The organism is Ruegeria sp. A4, from assembly GCF_056543025.1.
On the sequence record NZ_JBQGAW010000013.1, the window covers coordinates 1 to 15227 of the forward strand.

Genomic DNA, 15227 nt, shown 5'->3' on the forward strand with positions numbered 1-15227 from the left:
GCAAGTCTTGCGCAGCAGTCTTGAAACCATTGGAAGGGGATTGTTGTGTCTACTGCTCCTATGCAACGGTGCCTTGCCCGCCGATCCAGAATGGCGATAGTTGTTGCGGATGACAAAGTCTGCTTTGTCCGCAGAGCGGTCATTCATGCGGAACGCAGCGAACGACCGCTCTGAGCCCAAAGAGGCCATTCGCTCAAACTTGGCTGGGTGCCGATAATTATCCCACAACAGTCTATTTGACTGATTGGTTGCCAGAATCGCGGTCTTAGGTGATCCTTCAAGAAATCGAAGGATCGCAATATGTTCAGGTTTCTATTAATTGCATTCGGTATTTGCGTATCTACTTCCGCGTTAGCGCAAGAGTCGTCCGAAGATGTAGCGGCAAAAGATGATATCTCGGCGACCTCATCCAGCCTGCTAACTGGCGCTGAGTTGCAGACATTGGTCGCCCCGGTTGCTCTTTATCCCGACACGCTTCTCATACAGATATTTGTCGCGGCCACCCAGCCGTTGGAAATTGTTAAGGCTGAACGGTATCTGCTGGACAACGCCGATCGCGACCCTGCTGAGCTTGAGCTGGAAATCGAAGCAATGGGATGGGATCCTTCCGTCAGTGTGTTGGCGACGGCGTTCCCCGAAATTGTTGGTCAGATGGCCACCCATATTGACTGGACCGAGACAGTCGGCACAGCCATGTTGGCCCAGTCCGATGATGTGATGGATGCGGTGCAGGTCATGCGGGATCAGGCAATTGACAGCGGCGCTCTTGTTTCAGGGCCCGAGCAAACTGTCGAAGTATCTGACGACGACACAGTGATAATTACACCGACGGAGCCCGAAACGGTATACGTCCCACAATACAATCCCGAGACTGTTTATACTGGCCGGTCAACCGGGGATGTTGTGGGCGCCGCATTACTGACTTTTGGCACTGTTGCCCTGATCGACGAGATTTTTGACGACGACGATGATTGGTACGACTATTGGGGGTGCCGAAATTGTGGTGGTTGGGGCGGCGGTCCAATTTACAGAAATCCAGACATCGATATTGACGTCGATGGCAACGTCAATATTGGCAATGATATAGATTTAGGTGACCGAACGAATATCGGATGGAATCCCGATCCTGACCGGCAACAGGAGGCCCGGAACAAAATAGCTGACCACAAAAGACCTGAAGGTGGCCGTGGCGACTTGCCGGTTAACCGTCCTGACGGTCGCACCGATGAACTGCGTGCAAAGTTGAGCCGAGAATCTGGTGCTGCGGATATTAGCCTAGACCGCGGGGCGGCCGCGGCTGCGGTCGGTGCAGGGGCTGTAGCAGGCGGGGCTTTGGTGAACCGTGGCAACGCTAATCGGGACAAGGTCGCCGCAAAGCAACAGGCTATTGATCGCACCAAACGTCCAGATGCTACGAAAAAGCCAGTCGCGCAAGGACCGCAGACTGCGAAGAAGCCGTTGGCGAAGAAGGCCGTATCGGCGCAGGGCAAGCCCAAGGCATCCAAAGGGCAAGCGATGAAGAAAAAAGCGTCCGGTAGCAGAACGCAAAGCGCGTCCAAGCGTGGACATGCAGCTAAAGGCAAGCGGAGACGGTAAGGTGCGTAGATCAGTATTTACAATTTTGTTGCTCGCCGGGAGTGCAAGCCCGGCCCTCTCTGGCGGGGCCAACTTCGATACCCCGCAATCCGCACTGGATGCTTTTGTTGGTGCGTTGAAGGCCAATGATCAGAGCAAGATGCTCGAAGTTTTTGGTCCTGAAGCCGAAGACTTGGTGGGAACGGGCGATCCGGCGGAAGACCAAGAAAGAAGGCAGGAAGTGCTAAGCATGTACGCTGAGGGGTATCGCTTTCAGCCTGAGGATGAAGGGGTTGTACTTCTCCTGGGTGAAGACAGTTGGCCTTTTCCAATTCCAATTCTGCGTACAGATGACGGTTGGCGCTTTGACCTGGAAGCAGGGATCGAAGAGCTTTCAGCCCGCGAAATAGGTTTGAATGAGTTGGAAGTGATCGAATTGCTTGAGGCCTATGTCGATCTGCAGGCAGCTTTCCGGCTTGTGGACCATAACGGGAACGGCGTTATGGAATTCGCTCAGACGATCATTTCAGATCCGGAAGAGCAAAACGGACTCTTCTGGCCTGGAAAAGACAGCTTTGTCGGTGCAGCGCTTGCCCGCGCCGCAGCTTCGGGGTGGAGTGACGGTCAGGTTGACTATGAAGCCGAACCGTTTCTTGGCTATTATTACACAATCCTGCAAGAGCAGGGCCCTAACGCTCCGGGGGGTGCCTACTCTTATTTTGTCGGGGATCACTTTGTTGCAGGACATGCCTTGCTGGCAATACCGGCAGACTACGGAGAAACTGGCATCCATTCCTTTCTGGTTGGCGAAAACGGCATAGTCTACGAGGCAGATTTTGGCCCGGAAACACTTAGTATTGCAGCTGAAATTTCTGCCTATGATCCAGACACGAATTGGTCACCGGTCGAGTAATATTTGGATTGAAAGTGGCGCTTAAGCTCTGCGCTTTGCTGCGACAGCCAGTTTTTGATTTCAAACTCTTTCAAGCGCACTTGGTTTTTTGCGCACCCACTAAATATGTCGGGATACTTGAACCGAAGAACTCGAACTTTCGAGTGCTACTCACTGTGATCGGTTTCTCGTTGGCAAAAAGATTGCTATCAAAAGAGAACGAATTATCGATTCCGATCATCTGAATGTGAGAATAAATGCGCTTAGCTCTTTTCATTCTCTTTCCGATTATTTTTGTCGGTTTGCTTGTTTTTCTGATCTTTGGCTTGAAGCCGCCCAACAGTATTAAGCTAGCTGCTGGCATAAACGGCGGGGGATATTGGCAAGTTGGACAACTCTACAAAGCAGAACTTGCACGTGACGGCATTCAGGTAGTTTTAGTAGAAACCGAAGGGTCTGTTGAGAATATTCAGAGACTTGTTTCTGGCGAAGTGGATGCCGCATTTGTACAAGGCGGCCTCGAACTCCCTCAGGACGAAAGCTTACAGTCTCTGGGTGCCATTTTTCTTGAACCGATGGTGGTGTTCCGCGGAAAGTCTAGTCCAGTCGGAGCTAATGCAGGAGAATGGGGAGACATACGCTTAGCTGCAGGATCTCAGGCGTCTGGTACTCGCGCCGCCGCTTTAGCGCTAATTGAGGCTGCTGGGTTGCAAAATGTCGGCATAGACCTCGTCGATGTCGGGGGGCATGATGCGATAGAGGCGTTGTATGCCAACGAAGCGGATGCAGCGTTGTTTGTCGCTCCACTCGATGCACCTTACCTTATGGATGCAATTTTTGATCCAGAAATCATTTTCGTCCCTATGGCTTTGGTCGACGCCCTTGCATTGAAACTTTCCGGAGCGAATTCTGTAACTGTGCCGGCAGGATCAATCACACTCGACCCTCCGAGACCACCAGAGGATGTTAAGATCTTAGCATTGCGAGCTTCACTTATCGCCGCATCCGATCTGCACCCTGCAGTAACCGATAGGTTAGTAAATGCAGCAAAGAACATTCATAGCGAACCTAATATTTTGCAAAGTGCGCGCGAGTATCCAAACACGGCTTCGCCACCTGTACCATTAAACAAGATTGCCACAGAACTTATAAACTCTGGGCCAAACTTTTTGCATGGCGTCCTGCCATATTGGATAGCGGCGCAGTTTGGCAGCGTATTGTTATTGCTGTTGCCTTTGTTGTTCTTAGTACCGTTTCTGCGGATCGTCCCGTCCAGTTACGTGTGGTTTCAAAAGCGCCGGGTCTGGCGTTTTTATCAGCGCATCGCTGCGCTTGAGGAGGAACTCGGCAAGGCACAGACCTCAACTGAAGTAGAAGAGGTCGCCAAAAATATCGAAGACGTGGACACCGCCCTTGCAAATCTGAATCTGCCTCTCGCATACCGCCAGGGAGCATATGATGCGCGTTTGCACATAGATCTAATTCGACAGGAGATTGCGCGTCGTCGAACTGCCAAAAACGATGGAACCCCGGCCTTCTCAAGCAAACCAACTTAAAATACCATTTCTATTTGAGACTTCGGTACAGCCGTATGCTTTAGTTATTGCGTGAACAGTACTTTTGGCTCGCAGCCATCATTAGCAGAGTTTTCTTTAGCGGCAGCTTTGCTGGGCGAAAATAGTTTAGATTTTGCGTCAGGGTTACTTGTATTGAGTGTTGTAAGCTCTGAACAAAATAAGAGGTTAGGAAATGTTCCGTTTAGCATCTATTTTGACTGTTGCGTTTACTGCTGCCGCGCATGCCGAGGACATCCCGAACACTCAACCCGGTGACAGAGAGTATTCCCCTTACCCACAACAAAACTTCCCTAATCAGGTCTTTTTCGGCGACACCCATTTGCATACATCATACTCTGCCGATGCTGGGATGATCGGAAATGTACTTGGCCCTGATGAAGCGTACAGGTTTGCCAAAGGCGAAGTCGTTACATCCAGCACCGGCGTCGAAGCGAGGTTGCGCCGACCATTGGGTTTTTTGGTTATTGCCGATCACGCCGAGAACCTTGGTCTCGCGCCGCTGCTCTCAGCCAAAGATGCCACGCTGCTCTCCACGGAGTTTGGCCAGCAACTGAACGCTGCTGTCGAGGCCGGTGATCCGGTTGGCGCATGGTCGATTTGGAGCCAAGCCAAGTCCACTGGCACAGACCCCTTGGCGGATTATCAGGAGATTTACCAAACAGCGTGGAGCAACATTACCTCTGCCGCTGAGGCACACAATCAACCGGGTTTGTTTACTGCGCTTATCGGGTTCGAGTGGACCTCAAACCCACAGCGGAACAACCTGCACAGGAATGTCATATTCAATGGTGGCAAAGAGGGCGCTGACAAGATCATCCCGTTCTCGAACTTTGACAGCTTCGACCCCGAAGACCTTTGGGCATGGATGGAACAAGCCGAAGAGACAACAGGCCAAAAGCTGCTCGCGATCCCGCACAATGGCAATTTGTCCAACGGGTTGATGTTCGACGAAGTGCGCTTGTCCGGCGAACCGTTCGATGTTGAGTATTTCAAACAGCGTGCCAAGTGGGAACCGATCTACGAAATCACACAAATGAAAGGTGACGGCGAAGCACATCCCATGCTGTCACCTGACGATGAATTTGCCGACTTTGAAACGTGGGACAAAGGACAACTTGGACCAGAGCCCAAGACACCGGAGATGCTTCCACGCGAGTATGCACGCGCGGCATTGCGTCGTGGACTAGGATACGAGGCGGAAACTGGGACAAACCCGTTCAAGTTTGGCGTGATCGGCTCAACTGACGCTCATACATCGCTGTCCACGGTTGGCGAGGACAATTTCTTCGGGAAAGTCGCGGCTGTTGAACCTACTGCTGACCCGATCCGATTTGAAGAAGTCGTCGGCGGTATTGGTGGTGACGAGAGTGTTGCACAATATGCATGGCAGACTTCGGCGTCGGGTTTGGCGGCCGTTTGGGCAAGGGAAAACACCCGCGAGGCGATTTGGGATGCTTTTGCTCGGAAAGAAGTCTATGCAACCACGGGGCCGCGCATGCGTGTTCGCGTTTTTGCCGGATATGAATTCGACGAAACCGACCTGCCACGTGCGGATTTTGCCGCGTATGGATATGAAAATGGCGTCCCTATGGGGGCGGATTTGCCAGCGGATAGTGATGGTCGATCTCCGCGATTTCTCATCCGTGCTCTCCGCGACCCCGATGGGGCCAACCTCGACCGTATTCAGATTGTCAAAGGCTGGCTGAACAGTGACGGCACAACGTCGGAACGTATTTATGATGTTGCTTGCGGCGAGCGTGAACTTGTAAACGCGGCGTGTGACGGCCCGGTTGGCAATACGGTGGATGTAGAAAACGCGACTTGGACAAATGACATCGGCGAGGCAATTCTCGCCGGATATTGGGAAGACCCGGACTATGACCCGACGCAAAGCGCGTTCTACTACGTCAGAGTGCTGGCCATACCAACGCCGCGCTGGACGACATACGACGCCAAGGTGTTCGGGACAGAAATCCCTGACGAAGCCCCTTGGTCGATACAAGAAAGGGCTTATACGTCGCCTATCTGGTACACACCTCAGGGATGATTGGTATTAGATTAAGATTGAAATTCACTTAGTCTGCCCTGGGCTCGAAGCCCTCTTCCAAGTGTTTTAACGTCAGCTTTCGGACCATTTGCAGACGCCGATTCCCGTGCGTTCAAGGTAGCGAGGTCAGACATTTTGCGGATGTGTCACATCTTTATTGGCGGTGGCCACAGATTTCTGAACTCAGAACCCTCACTTTGTTAAATAGAAGCGGATCGAACTTCCTCGTGCCGCAGTGAGCAAATGAGGTTGATATACCAAACATGACGCAAGATCAGCTGGCGGAGCGGTGGCACATGGTGACTGCGATGGGCTGTGATCTGACGGTTGCAGCACTCTGCGCCATCACCAAGGGTCTCTACGTAACGCGGTCCTACAGGCACTTGGGCATGGCCCTTCAGTCGAAGATAGTTGGCCCAGCCTTCGATAGCTTGACCGTCTCCCGCATAGTGGAAAACGCAACGAACGTCACCGGAGCGGTATTGGCGTTTTGCGCCAGTCAAAGCATGTGTTTGCCCGGTAAGTCGCTGTCCTTGACCCGAAGGTGATACCATTATTCGTCAAGATATTGTGCAGCTCTTGTAGCCCTTAGTGCTGTCACTGAAGCTGATCTGGTTCTCAGTATGTGTGAGATTTTCGACCACGTGTAGAGTTGCTTCAGATCCTTCGGGACTATCCGCACAAAGTAGAAAACGCCATCTTTGACAAATGAGTGGGGTGCAGTTTTGTTCTCCGCCACGTTCTGCGGTGGCTCCATCCTGAGATAAAGTTGATGATTTACAATGTTTTAGCGGATGCTGTGGTGCCCCCACACGGACTCGAACCGCGGACCTACTGATTACAAATCAGAGACCCCCATCCCACCACCTTTTTCCACTGTCGTCCGCATCCGTCTACATCAATCCAAAATACCTCTTGATTTAAAAGGTTTTTGACTGTTCGCGCGTTGTCCCCCAGACAAATAGAGTCTACAGTCATCCATAACCGTCTATCAAAATCCAACCCATTTTGTCCCCCATGAGTCCCCCACAGGCGATTTGATGAAAAGAGAACTGAACGACCGATACCTAAAGAGCCTTAAGAGACCGGCAGAAGGGCGGGACGAGATATCGGATACAAAGCGGGTCGGATTGCGGTTGCGTGTCTACCCTGCCCGCGCGGTGTGGATGTACGAAAAAAGGGTTAAGGGCGGTGCGAAGCGGAAGCATACCTTTGGAACCTATTGCACATGGTCCGCGACCGGAAAGCGCGAAGACGGTGCGATTGGGCTGGCTGAGGCCCGTGTATTGGCTCTTGAGATAGAGGCTGAGGCCGCACGTGGGTTTGATCGAGTACTTGAAGCCCAGCAAGCCCGCAGGGATCAGGAGCGCGCCGCCGCTACGGCCCAAACCCTTCAAGACGTTTTGGACGTATATGACGAACTGCACCTTTCCACCCTTAAACGTCAGGGTGAGAGAAAGCGCCAGCTTGAGGACGCATTGCGCAAACACCTTGCCCAGCCTATTGGCGACTTGACTCGTGCCAGCCTTCAAAAGCCGATTGATGATAAGGCCAAAGAGGGCAAGATGTTCATGGCGAACCGGATAAGGGCGGCTTTGAAGCACTTCACGCGCTGGGCGTGGCGTCGTGAGTATCTGAGCGAGGATGTGGGCGACCGGCTGGAACGCGCGACCAAAGAGCAAATTCGGGATCGAGTGCTTAGCCTGGATGAGATACGGGCAATATGGAAATTGACCTATGAGCTTGGCGACCTTTGGGGGCCACCTGTTCGCCTTCTATTGCTGACTGTTCAGCGCCGCACCTCAATCAATAACCTGCGCAAAAGTGAACTGGAACTTGCAAAGTCGCGGTTCAGGAAGGCCATTTCGCAGGAAAAGAACGACCGAGGACACATCACCCACTTATCGGCCCCGGCAATGGCTGAGATTGAAAAGGTCCTAGCTCGCCAAGAGCAAGCTAAGGCAGAGGCCAAGAAAAGCAAAAAATCCGGTAAGACCCTTGCCGCATCAGACTTCCTATTCACCACAACGGGCCGCACCCCAATATCTGGGTGGAGCAAAATGAAAACCCGGCTTGATAAGTTGCTTGGCGATGAGTTCGAGCCGTGGCGGCTACACGATTTCAGGACGGCATTTGCAACGCACATGGCCGAACGTGGGATACCTGAATCTGTGGTTGACCGGGTGTTGAACCACGCAGCCACTGCATCAAAGGCCAGTGCTGTTGCCCGTGTTTACAATCAGACCGAATTGCTAGCGGAGCGCGCCGTGGCGCTGGATAAATGGGCCGAGTTAGTGACGCAGGAAAGCGCGGACGTGATTGAGCTTGAGGGGCGGCAAAATGTTTAACCCAACCGGATATGTGTCTCTCTATGAGATTGCCTCAGAATACCGCAATGCTAACGTCAGTTGGGATGATTTCGCCAACCAGATTGGTCAAGTTGGATCGGTGGCGATTTACAGCCCTGGTGAACAGCCGGTACAGGTTTCGCTAGACTTGTTGAGTACGATCCAATGGGGCGAACGGATGGAGTTTGCGTTCATAGATGCAGGCTCCGGTGTGGTCTCACTCGCCAAGATTCGAGACGCAGCAAAAGGCATGGAACCTGAGTTGTTTGTTGGTGTCGCTATTCTATTTCGCCTTGATTCGGCCAAACTGACAGGGCACCAAATTTCTCTAGATTTTGCACAGAAGTTGGAACCCTTTGAAGGGCAGCAGATTATCGTATCGGACATTGAGGCAGACAGGATCCGAGTTGCACTCAAGAACCTATCTCCTAAGCCCGCCAAGCGGTTCGCAACCACTGCTCAAAGAGACGCAGCTTACAACACATTTCTTGATAGCTTCCCTGGTCGAAAACCAACTCAGAAACAACGTGAAGAATGGCGAAAGGCTCATGGTATCACTAGGGACAAAGAGCGCCTATTGTGGGATGCCTACAAGCCCGATGATGGCTCAAGGCCGGGAGTAAAGTCCAAACGCGGGTAAATCGCGCGAAAATCTATCCATATTAGTAAACGGCGCGATTGGCGCGAATTCGGCGGTATTTTCGGCGCGAATAGCGCCTGACACCCTGTGTGCATCGAAGCAACACAGAGGTGAGCAGGATGGATAGCACTACTCAAATCACCGTTAGGCCGCGCGCCACGGATATCATTGGCGCAGTTGCCTACACCGGCATGTCCCGCGCAACACTGTATGCAGAGATGAAGACGGGGGCTCTTAAGTTTGTCAAAATCGGTGGCGCAACTCGTTTGGAATACAACGAGCTAGACCGCTGGTTTGACGAGAAATCCAAAGAGTTCGCTGCTTAAAACGAAACCCGCGCACCATGGGTCAAACATGGGCACGCGGCATTTCGTTTGTAAGTCGGTGGCTATGACTGCAAGAAATGTAACGTGTTCTGACCTAAAGCGCAAGCTTGAGGAATTGAGCATGAATACCAAAACACCCGAACTACTCGTAAGAAACGCATTGTGGGTTACCGCATGGCGTGACCTGTCGCCAGACACCGAACCGGCTGAGTACCGTGTAACCGGTGAGTCCGGTGAAACCCGCAACATCTGGGTAAGTAAGAAAAAGCGCCGCATGCTGGATTCGTTGATTGACGGCCCGGTTCACTGCGCATCGCCCTGCCGTTTGAGCCACTTCGTCATGGGTCTACGAGATGAGCAGGGCCTAAACATCGAGACGGTGTGGTTCGAAAATGACCCAAAGGCCGGACGCAGCCGGTTTGGCGTTTACAACCTTTTGGACAGCGTGACCCGTATTGGCGGTCAGGAGGTAGCGGCATGAGAACCCGCGACCTTCAGATCCACACACTTCGTCGCAAGCACGGCCTCTCGGACGCTGCTGCACGCATTGTCGCTACGCTATACTTTGGGGAGGGCCGCTAATGGCCCTCATCACCCAGATCCCGAAGAACAGCCGTGAGGAATACCGTATCAGCCGCGATGAGTTCCGGGGATACGACCTCATCAACATCCGCGTCTATTTCGTCTCTGAAGATGGTGAGATGCGCCCTGGCAAACAGGGCGTGTCGTTCCGGGCTGAGTTGCTGCCGGAGTTTACAGACGCGCTCAACAAGGCGGAGGCGGCTTAGATGGGATATCATAGAGCGCTCAACGCCCAATCGGGCTGTGTGCCGGTTGAGGAGATGGCCCGCCTTCACTCGCTCGGCCACAGCTTGTTGCCGCTCGGAGGTGGCATCGACGGGAAGTCGCCCCTACTCGGCTTAACCGACCCATCACGCCTACCCCTCAAGCGCGTGCTTGGGCCGATGTACGGCAAGGGCAGTTCCTGCTATGGGGTTCGCCTTGATGGGCTGGCAGTAGTCGATTGCGACGAAAACAACCCATCTTTGCTAACAGACATGGAGGCGCGCTTTGGGATGTCTCCGGTCCAAGTTTCGACCCCGCGTGGCGTGCATCTGTATTTTAAGGATGCTGGCGGTAAAGTGCCCAACCTCCGCGCTCAGGGCTATCCTGTAGATGTGAAGCGCGGTGCCAGCAACTATGTCGTCGGGCCGCACTCTGTCCGACCAGATGGCGGCGAATACCAACCACTAGCCGGAGCTTTGGGCAAGAGTGATTTGCCTACGATTTCACTAGAAACCAGCGAGGCACAATTCCGCGCCGGAGCCATTACTAAAGGCAACCGCAACCGTGAGCTAAGCCTAGCCGCCATTAAAATGGTAGAGGCCGTTGAAACGCTCGACGAGTTGTTCTGCAACCTTGCATTCATTCGGGACGACGAATGCGAGGATCCGGCCACAATGCCAGATTCTGAACTTCGCAAAATTGCCGATTGGGCCTGGACCAAGCGATTGGAGGGCAAAGTGTACCAAGGACGCGACAGTGAATTTCGTGTCAACCGAACAGCGTTGGACAGGTTGTCCACTTTTGACAACGCGTATGACGCAATCGGCCTATTTGTAGTTCTTCAATCCAACCACGGGCATATTCCCGGCCAGATATTCCCACTCGATCATGCTGCCATGACCAAGTCGGGGCACACCAACCTTGGCCGCCGCCGCTTCAGGGCTGCCATTCAAACACTGCGCTCTGCGGGCCTTTTGGGCATCGCAAAGGAATACTCCGCCGGTAACCATCCTCGGTCGTATCAACTGGTGCGCTCTCGCCCAGATGCGCCCAACGTCCGTTCGCTTCTAGTTGCCAAGGAGGTGTCCTGATGCAGGGGGGAGGGGTTTATCTATTACTTATGTTGACCGCTTCCGGTCAAAAGGGGCTTTGCCCCAGAAATCACCAAAAAACCAACCACATCGAGGCATGAGCAATGACGGATGAACCCAGCCGAAAAAACGGAACTAATACGGACGAACGAAACCCGGATGGAACCTTTGCGACTGGTAATCCCGGCAAGCCCAGAGGAACCCGAAACCGGGTCACTCGGGCAGTAGAGGAACTGCTTGAGGGGCAATCGGAGGCAATCACGCAAAAAGCAGTTGACTTGGCGCTTGAGGGTGACAGCACGGCCCTGCGTCTGTGTCTGGAGCGGGTAGCGCCTACCAGAAAGGACGCACCGGTCAATTTCGACCTTCCTCCCATCAGATCCGCTGCCGACGCAACAGAGGCCGCACAGGCGGTGCTACGGGCCGTTTCTCAGGGTGACGTGACACCTTTGGAGGGAGCGACAGTCATGGGGCTTGTCGAGCAATACAGGCGGGTTCTGGAAACGACGGAACTTGAGAAACGAATAGCAGCTTTGGAGGCATCAAAATGAGTGTTCGTAGCAGGGTGGAAAAACTGGAAAAGGACGCAGGAAACGAGTTCAAAGTCGTCATCACTAAAGGCGAGTTCTTTGACATGCATGGGAGCCCGATTTCGACCCAAAACGGCAGGCCCCCCAATCTAAAAGAGGACGTTCATCGTGCCATAGTGAGCGTTTCGGATTCAGAGGAAACTGTCACTTTGGAACGGAGACAAGACGAGTCGGGCGCTGAGTTCATGCGTCGCTTCGACCAGACAGGCATCGAGATAGGTAAGAAGGTTGGCGCAACCGTTAACCTGCCCTGGGATGCCAAGTGGATTTGATTATGTGTTTGGGGTACGACGCGCCGAACTCGTACCCCCTCATTGAAATCGCTAAACCCCATCATGACGCGCCGCATAACAGTGATATGGGAGCGAAGTGTTCTGAATGCGACCGTTCAATGAAGATTACGAAAGCGCCACGACATTTGAAAAACACGGTTCGTGCTTCGGTCTGTTTCACGGAAAGCTCGTGGGGTGGCACACTGTACTAGGTAACCCCCTCAAATCCAGTCAGAAAAACCAGAAAGTGCTAAAATAATAGCATGCCACCCACGTCAAGAGGATCGCATTGTGGCAAAGTTGTGTCCATAGCTCGTTCGGCAACTGACTGTTTACCCAACGGAAACGGACCATTTTGGCCGAAACAGCGCCGTTACGGGAATCCCCCAATTTCGGGCTTCGCTCAAATTGAGTAATCTGGGATTAGAATAACCACTTACCCCCTCGTGATGAAGATAGAGGCTGGCCTCGACCCCCTCAGCCAGCCTCTATAAATGTTCCGGCCATCCCGGCAGATTCCTTGGAGCAGGAACGTCATTCTGAACTAGCCAATCACGCATTGCTGCCCAGTGATCCTGTGGTCCAGCTAAATACCGCCGTGATTGTAAGTCGGCTATCTGCCGTTCAAGGGAAGGCCACCAGTGTAACTTGATCCTTAGGCTATGAGATTTGGCCCAAGAGCGTATTGCGGCTTGCCAGTCATCAACTCGCCGGGATTCAAGCTCTTTGTGGAGGTCATAGGGGATTCGATAAGGCCAATCTGACATGAAGAACAGATAGCGAACTTCAGGAGCTTGTCCAAACGGATTTAGAAGCTTACCGTCGTCTCATGTGCAATCTGTACTCCAACACGATCCCCGCCGAAGCGATGCGCCGACTGTTTGATGTTTCCGTTGAACGGAACTATCTCGGGAATGCTGAACCCCTACCCGCAATTTTTCCGAAACACATGGGGCCGGTCGTCAGGATGGCGGAGGATGGAAGACGGGAACTCTTACCACTTAGTTGGGGGTTTCGCACAACCAAGAAATCAAAAAAGACAGGGTCGATCATCCAGCCTGCAGCATGGAACAACGCGCGGGATGATAAGGTACGCTCAAACGGTCTTTGGAAAGAAAGCTTCGAGGGTCGGCGTTGCCTCGTGCCTGCCAGTTCGTTCTGCGAGGCCAAGGGTCGCAATCCTGCGACCTACTACTGGTTTGCTCTCAAAGGCGACGAAGGCCGCCCGCCTTTCGCGTTTGCCGGAATGTGGCAGACATCGCGCTACCAGGGCAAGGAAGGCCCTGAAGAAATCGAGACATTTACTGTCATTACGACAACTGCCAACGAGATTGTTAAACCAATCCATCCGGACAGAATGCCAGTGATCCTGAAGCCTGACGACTACGAACAATGGATGGTTGGTAGTGCAGATGAGGCGTTTGGCCTGCTCAGGCCATACAATTCAGACGACATGTACGTTGTGAGGTCCGGCGAAGGGGAAAGGTCAGACGGCAAAGCCTAGGTCATTTTGACAAATGGCGGATTCAAAGGCGGATCGAAGTGATATCCATCAAGCCGATGAAACTTTTGGCTATCTAATCATAGCGTGTTCCCACATTAGAGGTCCATTCGAAGAATGCGTCATCAACGAGCGATACAATGTAAGACCGAGACTTAGTTACTCTAGAGACTTGAGTGAGTTGCCCAACGAAATCGCCGCTGACGGTCGTAGGGTCAGGGATTTGCTTTGGAGAAGGCGAGCACCTGCAGGCTGAGCGACGAAAAGCTCAATTTCGTTCAGAGTAGATCCGCCTGGGTTGAGACATGGGAATTCTCGATTGAAGGCTATGGAGCGCGCAAAAAATGATGCACTACCTGGTTGAATGTCGGTGTCAGAGAAGTCTCCTTGGAACGCAGTTCTCGTAGAAAGTCCAATGACAGGCGACAGGTCCTTACCGGAGAGTGCGGATCCTCAGAAAGGTACTCACCACATGTATCTAAACCCACATCAGGGTCTTCAAGCAGGTCTGAAAAAAGTCGCCCATGAACGAAAACAGCTGTTTGCGCTGGTTTAGTCGCTTCTTTTCCGCACGTGTCAATCAGCATTACAACGCTTCCGGACAAGAGGCTCAGAACTTGGCACGCATAAAAGAGCTTAGCGCTCTTGTTATAGGAGGGCACCAATATGAAGTCTATTTGATCTTTGTCGAGGCTTCCCCGGTTTCGTAAAAGAGACATTACAACTGTTGGGTTGTAGGCATCCACACAAATAAGTACGGCTATATTGCCCAGAATAGTTTCATAGTAGACTATTCTAGGGCGTTCCGGAGAAGATATTCTCTCGTCAGTGCGCTCGGCGGCGTGTAGTTTTGGATGCAGTATCGGTCTGCTCGGAATGTCATCGCGTTCTTGGCTTAATAGGGTCTTGTTGGGAAAAATTCGAGCCCTGTTGAGGCACGTGGAAGCCGCCTCATTCTCTTCATGGTCATAGTCGGTGCCTGCAATTAGAAAAATAGGCCTTTCAACCGCATCGATTTTAGCTTTGATTTTTTCTTGAAATTTCTCTTCACACGCCCGGTCAGAGTGTTCTTGGTAGTCTGTTTCGCCAAAACTAATAATGTTTGCACCTTGCGCAATCGCTGTATCGAGCGCGCTCAGACGTTGTTTTTCCCACTTGTCACGATCAAACAAGACTTCTTCGTCCGCGTCCGGGTTAACTTTTACAAATTGGAAACCATTTTTTTTTGACACTCGAAATCGAAAGCTGTTTCCGTGGCCAGCATCGACGTCTCTCAAGCTTGCAATATCATCTCGCGAAAATCCAACCGCTGATAGAGTAATGCTATCTTGTGAGAGTAGCTCTTTTGCATTTTTCTTGCTTTCTGAGAGCCTCTTTCTATCGGGCCGACTTATGTCTTCCGCTGCTTTGAGTATAACGCCGAGTGAAGCTGCTTCGACTAGCTGCTCTCCGTCAACTAATGCGCTACCTTCACGACTAAACTGCTGAAGTGCCACGTGGGCTCGATGGTACGGTTTTAATGCTTCAAGGAAGCGGTCTTTGAAATCACTCAATCTTGGAACCTAACTTGTTACTAGTACAA

16 protein-coding genes are annotated in these 15227 nt (G+C 52.3%); 14 read left to right on the top strand and 2 right to left on the bottom strand.

Annotated elements, in window-relative coordinates; all coding sequences use genetic code 11:
• From ACR0E2_RS19755 to ACR0E2_RS19775, 5 genes are all read left to right on the top strand, one after another.
• Window positions 1-113, top strand: a 113-nt coding sequence (locus ACR0E2_RS19755; protein ID WP_480447588.1) for a GDCCVxC domain-containing (seleno)protein, incomplete at its 5' end; no start/stop codon positions are given.
• A gap of 187 nt (window positions 114-300) precedes the next feature.
• Window positions 301-1596, top strand: coding sequence for a DUF3300 domain-containing protein (locus tag ACR0E2_RS19760; RefSeq protein WP_152456667.1), 1296 nt, complete (start codon window positions 301-303; stop codon window positions 1594-1596).
• A complete protein-coding gene (locus tag ACR0E2_RS19765; RefSeq protein WP_480447627.1) occupies window positions 1568-2488 on the top strand; it encodes a DUF2950 family protein in 921 nt (306 codons plus the stop codon). Before ACR0E2_RS19760 ends, ACR0E2_RS19765 begins: the two co-directional genes overlap by 29 nt.
• A gap of 236 nt (window positions 2489-2724) precedes the next feature.
• Entirely contained in the window at window positions 2725-4023 is a 1299-nt protein-coding gene (locus ACR0E2_RS19770; RefSeq protein WP_480447628.1) for a TAXI family TRAP transporter solute-binding subunit, read from the top strand.
• Between the two features lie 193 nt (window positions 4024-4216).
• The gene (locus tag ACR0E2_RS19775) at window positions 4217-6091 is read left to right on the top strand and encodes a DUF3604 domain-containing protein (protein ID WP_480447629.1); all 1875 of its coding nucleotides are present in this window, start codon (window positions 4217-4219) and stop codon (window positions 6089-6091) included.
• 553 nt (window positions 6092-6644) lie between these two features.
• Here the strand turns inward: ACR0E2_RS19775 and ACR0E2_RS19780 are convergent.
• Window positions 6645-6848 (bottom strand): DUF6538 domain-containing protein, encoded by a 204-nt coding sequence (locus tag ACR0E2_RS19780; protein WP_371419724.1) that lies wholly within the window; start codon window positions 6846-6848, stop codon window positions 6645-6647.
• 283 nt (window positions 6849-7131) lie between these two features.
• Here ACR0E2_RS19780 and ACR0E2_RS19785 point away from each other — a divergent pair, with 283 nt between their 5' ends.
• The 9 genes from ACR0E2_RS19785 to ACR0E2_RS19825 all read left to right on the top strand — a co-directional run bounded on the left by ACR0E2_RS19785 (window position 7132) and on the right by ACR0E2_RS19825 (window position 13648).
• The gene (locus tag ACR0E2_RS19785; RefSeq protein WP_480447630.1) at window positions 7132-8439 is read left to right on the top strand and encodes a tyrosine-type recombinase/integrase; all 1308 of its coding nucleotides are present in this window, start codon (window positions 7132-7134) and stop codon (window positions 8437-8439) included.
• Window positions 8432-9079: a hypothetical protein gene (locus tag ACR0E2_RS19790; protein ID WP_480447631.1), complete on the top strand. Its 648-nt coding sequence runs from the start codon at window positions 8432-8434 to the stop codon at window positions 9077-9079. The genes ACR0E2_RS19785 and ACR0E2_RS19790 overlap by 8 nt, the downstream gene beginning before the upstream one ends.
• Window positions 9080-9198: 119 nt before the next feature.
• Window positions 9199-9405 carry a helix-turn-helix domain-containing protein gene (locus tag ACR0E2_RS19795; RefSeq protein WP_480447632.1) on the top strand — a complete coding sequence of 69 codons (207 nt, stop codon included), beginning with the start codon at window positions 9199-9201 and terminating at the stop codon, window positions 9403-9405.
• Between the two features lie 121 nt (window positions 9406-9526).
• The gene (locus ACR0E2_RS19800; protein WP_480447633.1) at window positions 9527-9886 is read left to right on the top strand and encodes a hypothetical protein; all 360 of its coding nucleotides are present in this window, start codon (window positions 9527-9529) and stop codon (window positions 9884-9886) included.
• Between the two features lie 100 nt (window positions 9887-9986).
• Window positions 9987-10193 carry a transcriptional coactivator p15/PC4 family protein gene (locus ACR0E2_RS19805; RefSeq protein ID WP_480447634.1) on the top strand — a complete coding sequence of 69 codons (207 nt, stop codon included), beginning with the start codon at window positions 9987-9989 and terminating at the stop codon, window positions 10191-10193.
• Window positions 10194-11282, top strand: coding sequence for a bifunctional DNA primase/polymerase (locus tag ACR0E2_RS19810; RefSeq protein WP_480447635.1), 1089 nt, complete (start codon window positions 10194-10196; stop codon window positions 11280-11282). It abuts the gene before it with no gap.
• A 104-nt stretch (window positions 11283-11386) separates the two neighbouring features.
• The gene (locus tag ACR0E2_RS19815; RefSeq protein ID WP_480447636.1) at window positions 11387-11833 is read left to right on the top strand and encodes a DUF5681 domain-containing protein; all 447 of its coding nucleotides are present in this window, start codon (window positions 11387-11389) and stop codon (window positions 11831-11833) included.
• Window positions 11830-12144 (top strand): hypothetical protein, encoded by a 315-nt coding sequence (locus ACR0E2_RS19820; protein WP_480447637.1) that lies wholly within the window; start codon window positions 11830-11832, stop codon window positions 12142-12144. Before ACR0E2_RS19815 ends, ACR0E2_RS19820 begins: the two co-directional genes overlap by 4 nt.
• Window positions 12145-12973: 829 nt before the next feature.
• Window positions 12974-13648, top strand: coding sequence for an SOS response-associated peptidase (locus ACR0E2_RS19825; protein ID WP_480447638.1), 675 nt, complete (start codon window positions 12974-12976; stop codon window positions 13646-13648).
• A 323-nt stretch (window positions 13649-13971) separates the two neighbouring features.
• Here the strand turns inward: ACR0E2_RS19825 and ACR0E2_RS19830 are convergent, their stop codons facing one another.
• Window positions 13972-15198, bottom strand: coding sequence for a carbon-nitrogen hydrolase family protein (locus tag ACR0E2_RS19830; RefSeq protein ID WP_171330291.1), 1227 nt, complete (start codon window positions 15196-15198; stop codon window positions 13972-13974).
• Window positions 15199-15227: the final 29 nt, after the last annotated feature.

Excerpts from the sequence above, each read along its gene's own strand:
- ACR0E2_RS19825 (WP_480447638.1), top strand. The coding sequence starts at position 12,974 with ATGTGCAATCTGTACTCCAACACGATCCCCGCCGAAGCGATGCGCCGA.
- ACR0E2_RS19765 (WP_480447627.1), top strand. The coding sequence starts at position 1,568 with ATGCAGCTAAAGGCAAGCGGAGACGGTAAGGTGCGTAGATCAGTATTT.
- ACR0E2_RS19760 (WP_152456667.1), top strand. The coding sequence starts at position 301 with ATGTTCAGGTTTCTATTAATTGCATTCGGTATTTGCGTATCTACTTCC.
- ACR0E2_RS19780 (WP_371419724.1), bottom strand. The coding sequence starts at position 6,848 with ATGGAGCCACCGCAGAACGTGGCGGAGAACAAAACTGCACCCCACTCA.
- ACR0E2_RS19770 (WP_480447628.1), top strand. The coding sequence starts at position 2,725 with ATGCGCTTAGCTCTTTTCATTCTCTTTCCGATTATTTTTGTCGGTTTG.
- ACR0E2_RS19820 (WP_480447637.1), top strand. The coding sequence starts at position 11,830 with ATGAGTGTTCGTAGCAGGGTGGAAAAACTGGAAAAGGACGCAGGAAAC.
- ACR0E2_RS19790 (WP_480447631.1), top strand. The coding sequence starts at position 8,432 with ATGTTTAACCCAACCGGATATGTGTCTCTCTATGAGATTGCCTCAGAA.
- ACR0E2_RS19810 (WP_480447635.1), top strand. The coding sequence starts at position 10,194 with ATGGGATATCATAGAGCGCTCAACGCCCAATCGGGCTGTGTGCCGGTT.
- ACR0E2_RS19800 (WP_480447633.1), top strand. The coding sequence starts at position 9,527 with ATGAATACCAAAACACCCGAACTACTCGTAAGAAACGCATTGTGGGTT.
- ACR0E2_RS19815 (WP_480447636.1), top strand. The coding sequence starts at position 11,387 with ATGACGGATGAACCCAGCCGAAAAAACGGAACTAATACGGACGAACGA.
- ACR0E2_RS19785 (WP_480447630.1), top strand. The coding sequence starts at position 7,132 with ATGAAAAGAGAACTGAACGACCGATACCTAAAGAGCCTTAAGAGACCG.
- ACR0E2_RS19775 (WP_480447629.1), top strand. The coding sequence starts at position 4,217 with ATGTTCCGTTTAGCATCTATTTTGACTGTTGCGTTTACTGCTGCCGCG.
- ACR0E2_RS19795 (WP_480447632.1), top strand. The coding sequence starts at position 9,199 with ATGGATAGCACTACTCAAATCACCGTTAGGCCGCGCGCCACGGATATC.
- ACR0E2_RS19805 (WP_480447634.1), top strand. The coding sequence starts at position 9,987 with ATGGCCCTCATCACCCAGATCCCGAAGAACAGCCGTGAGGAATACCGT.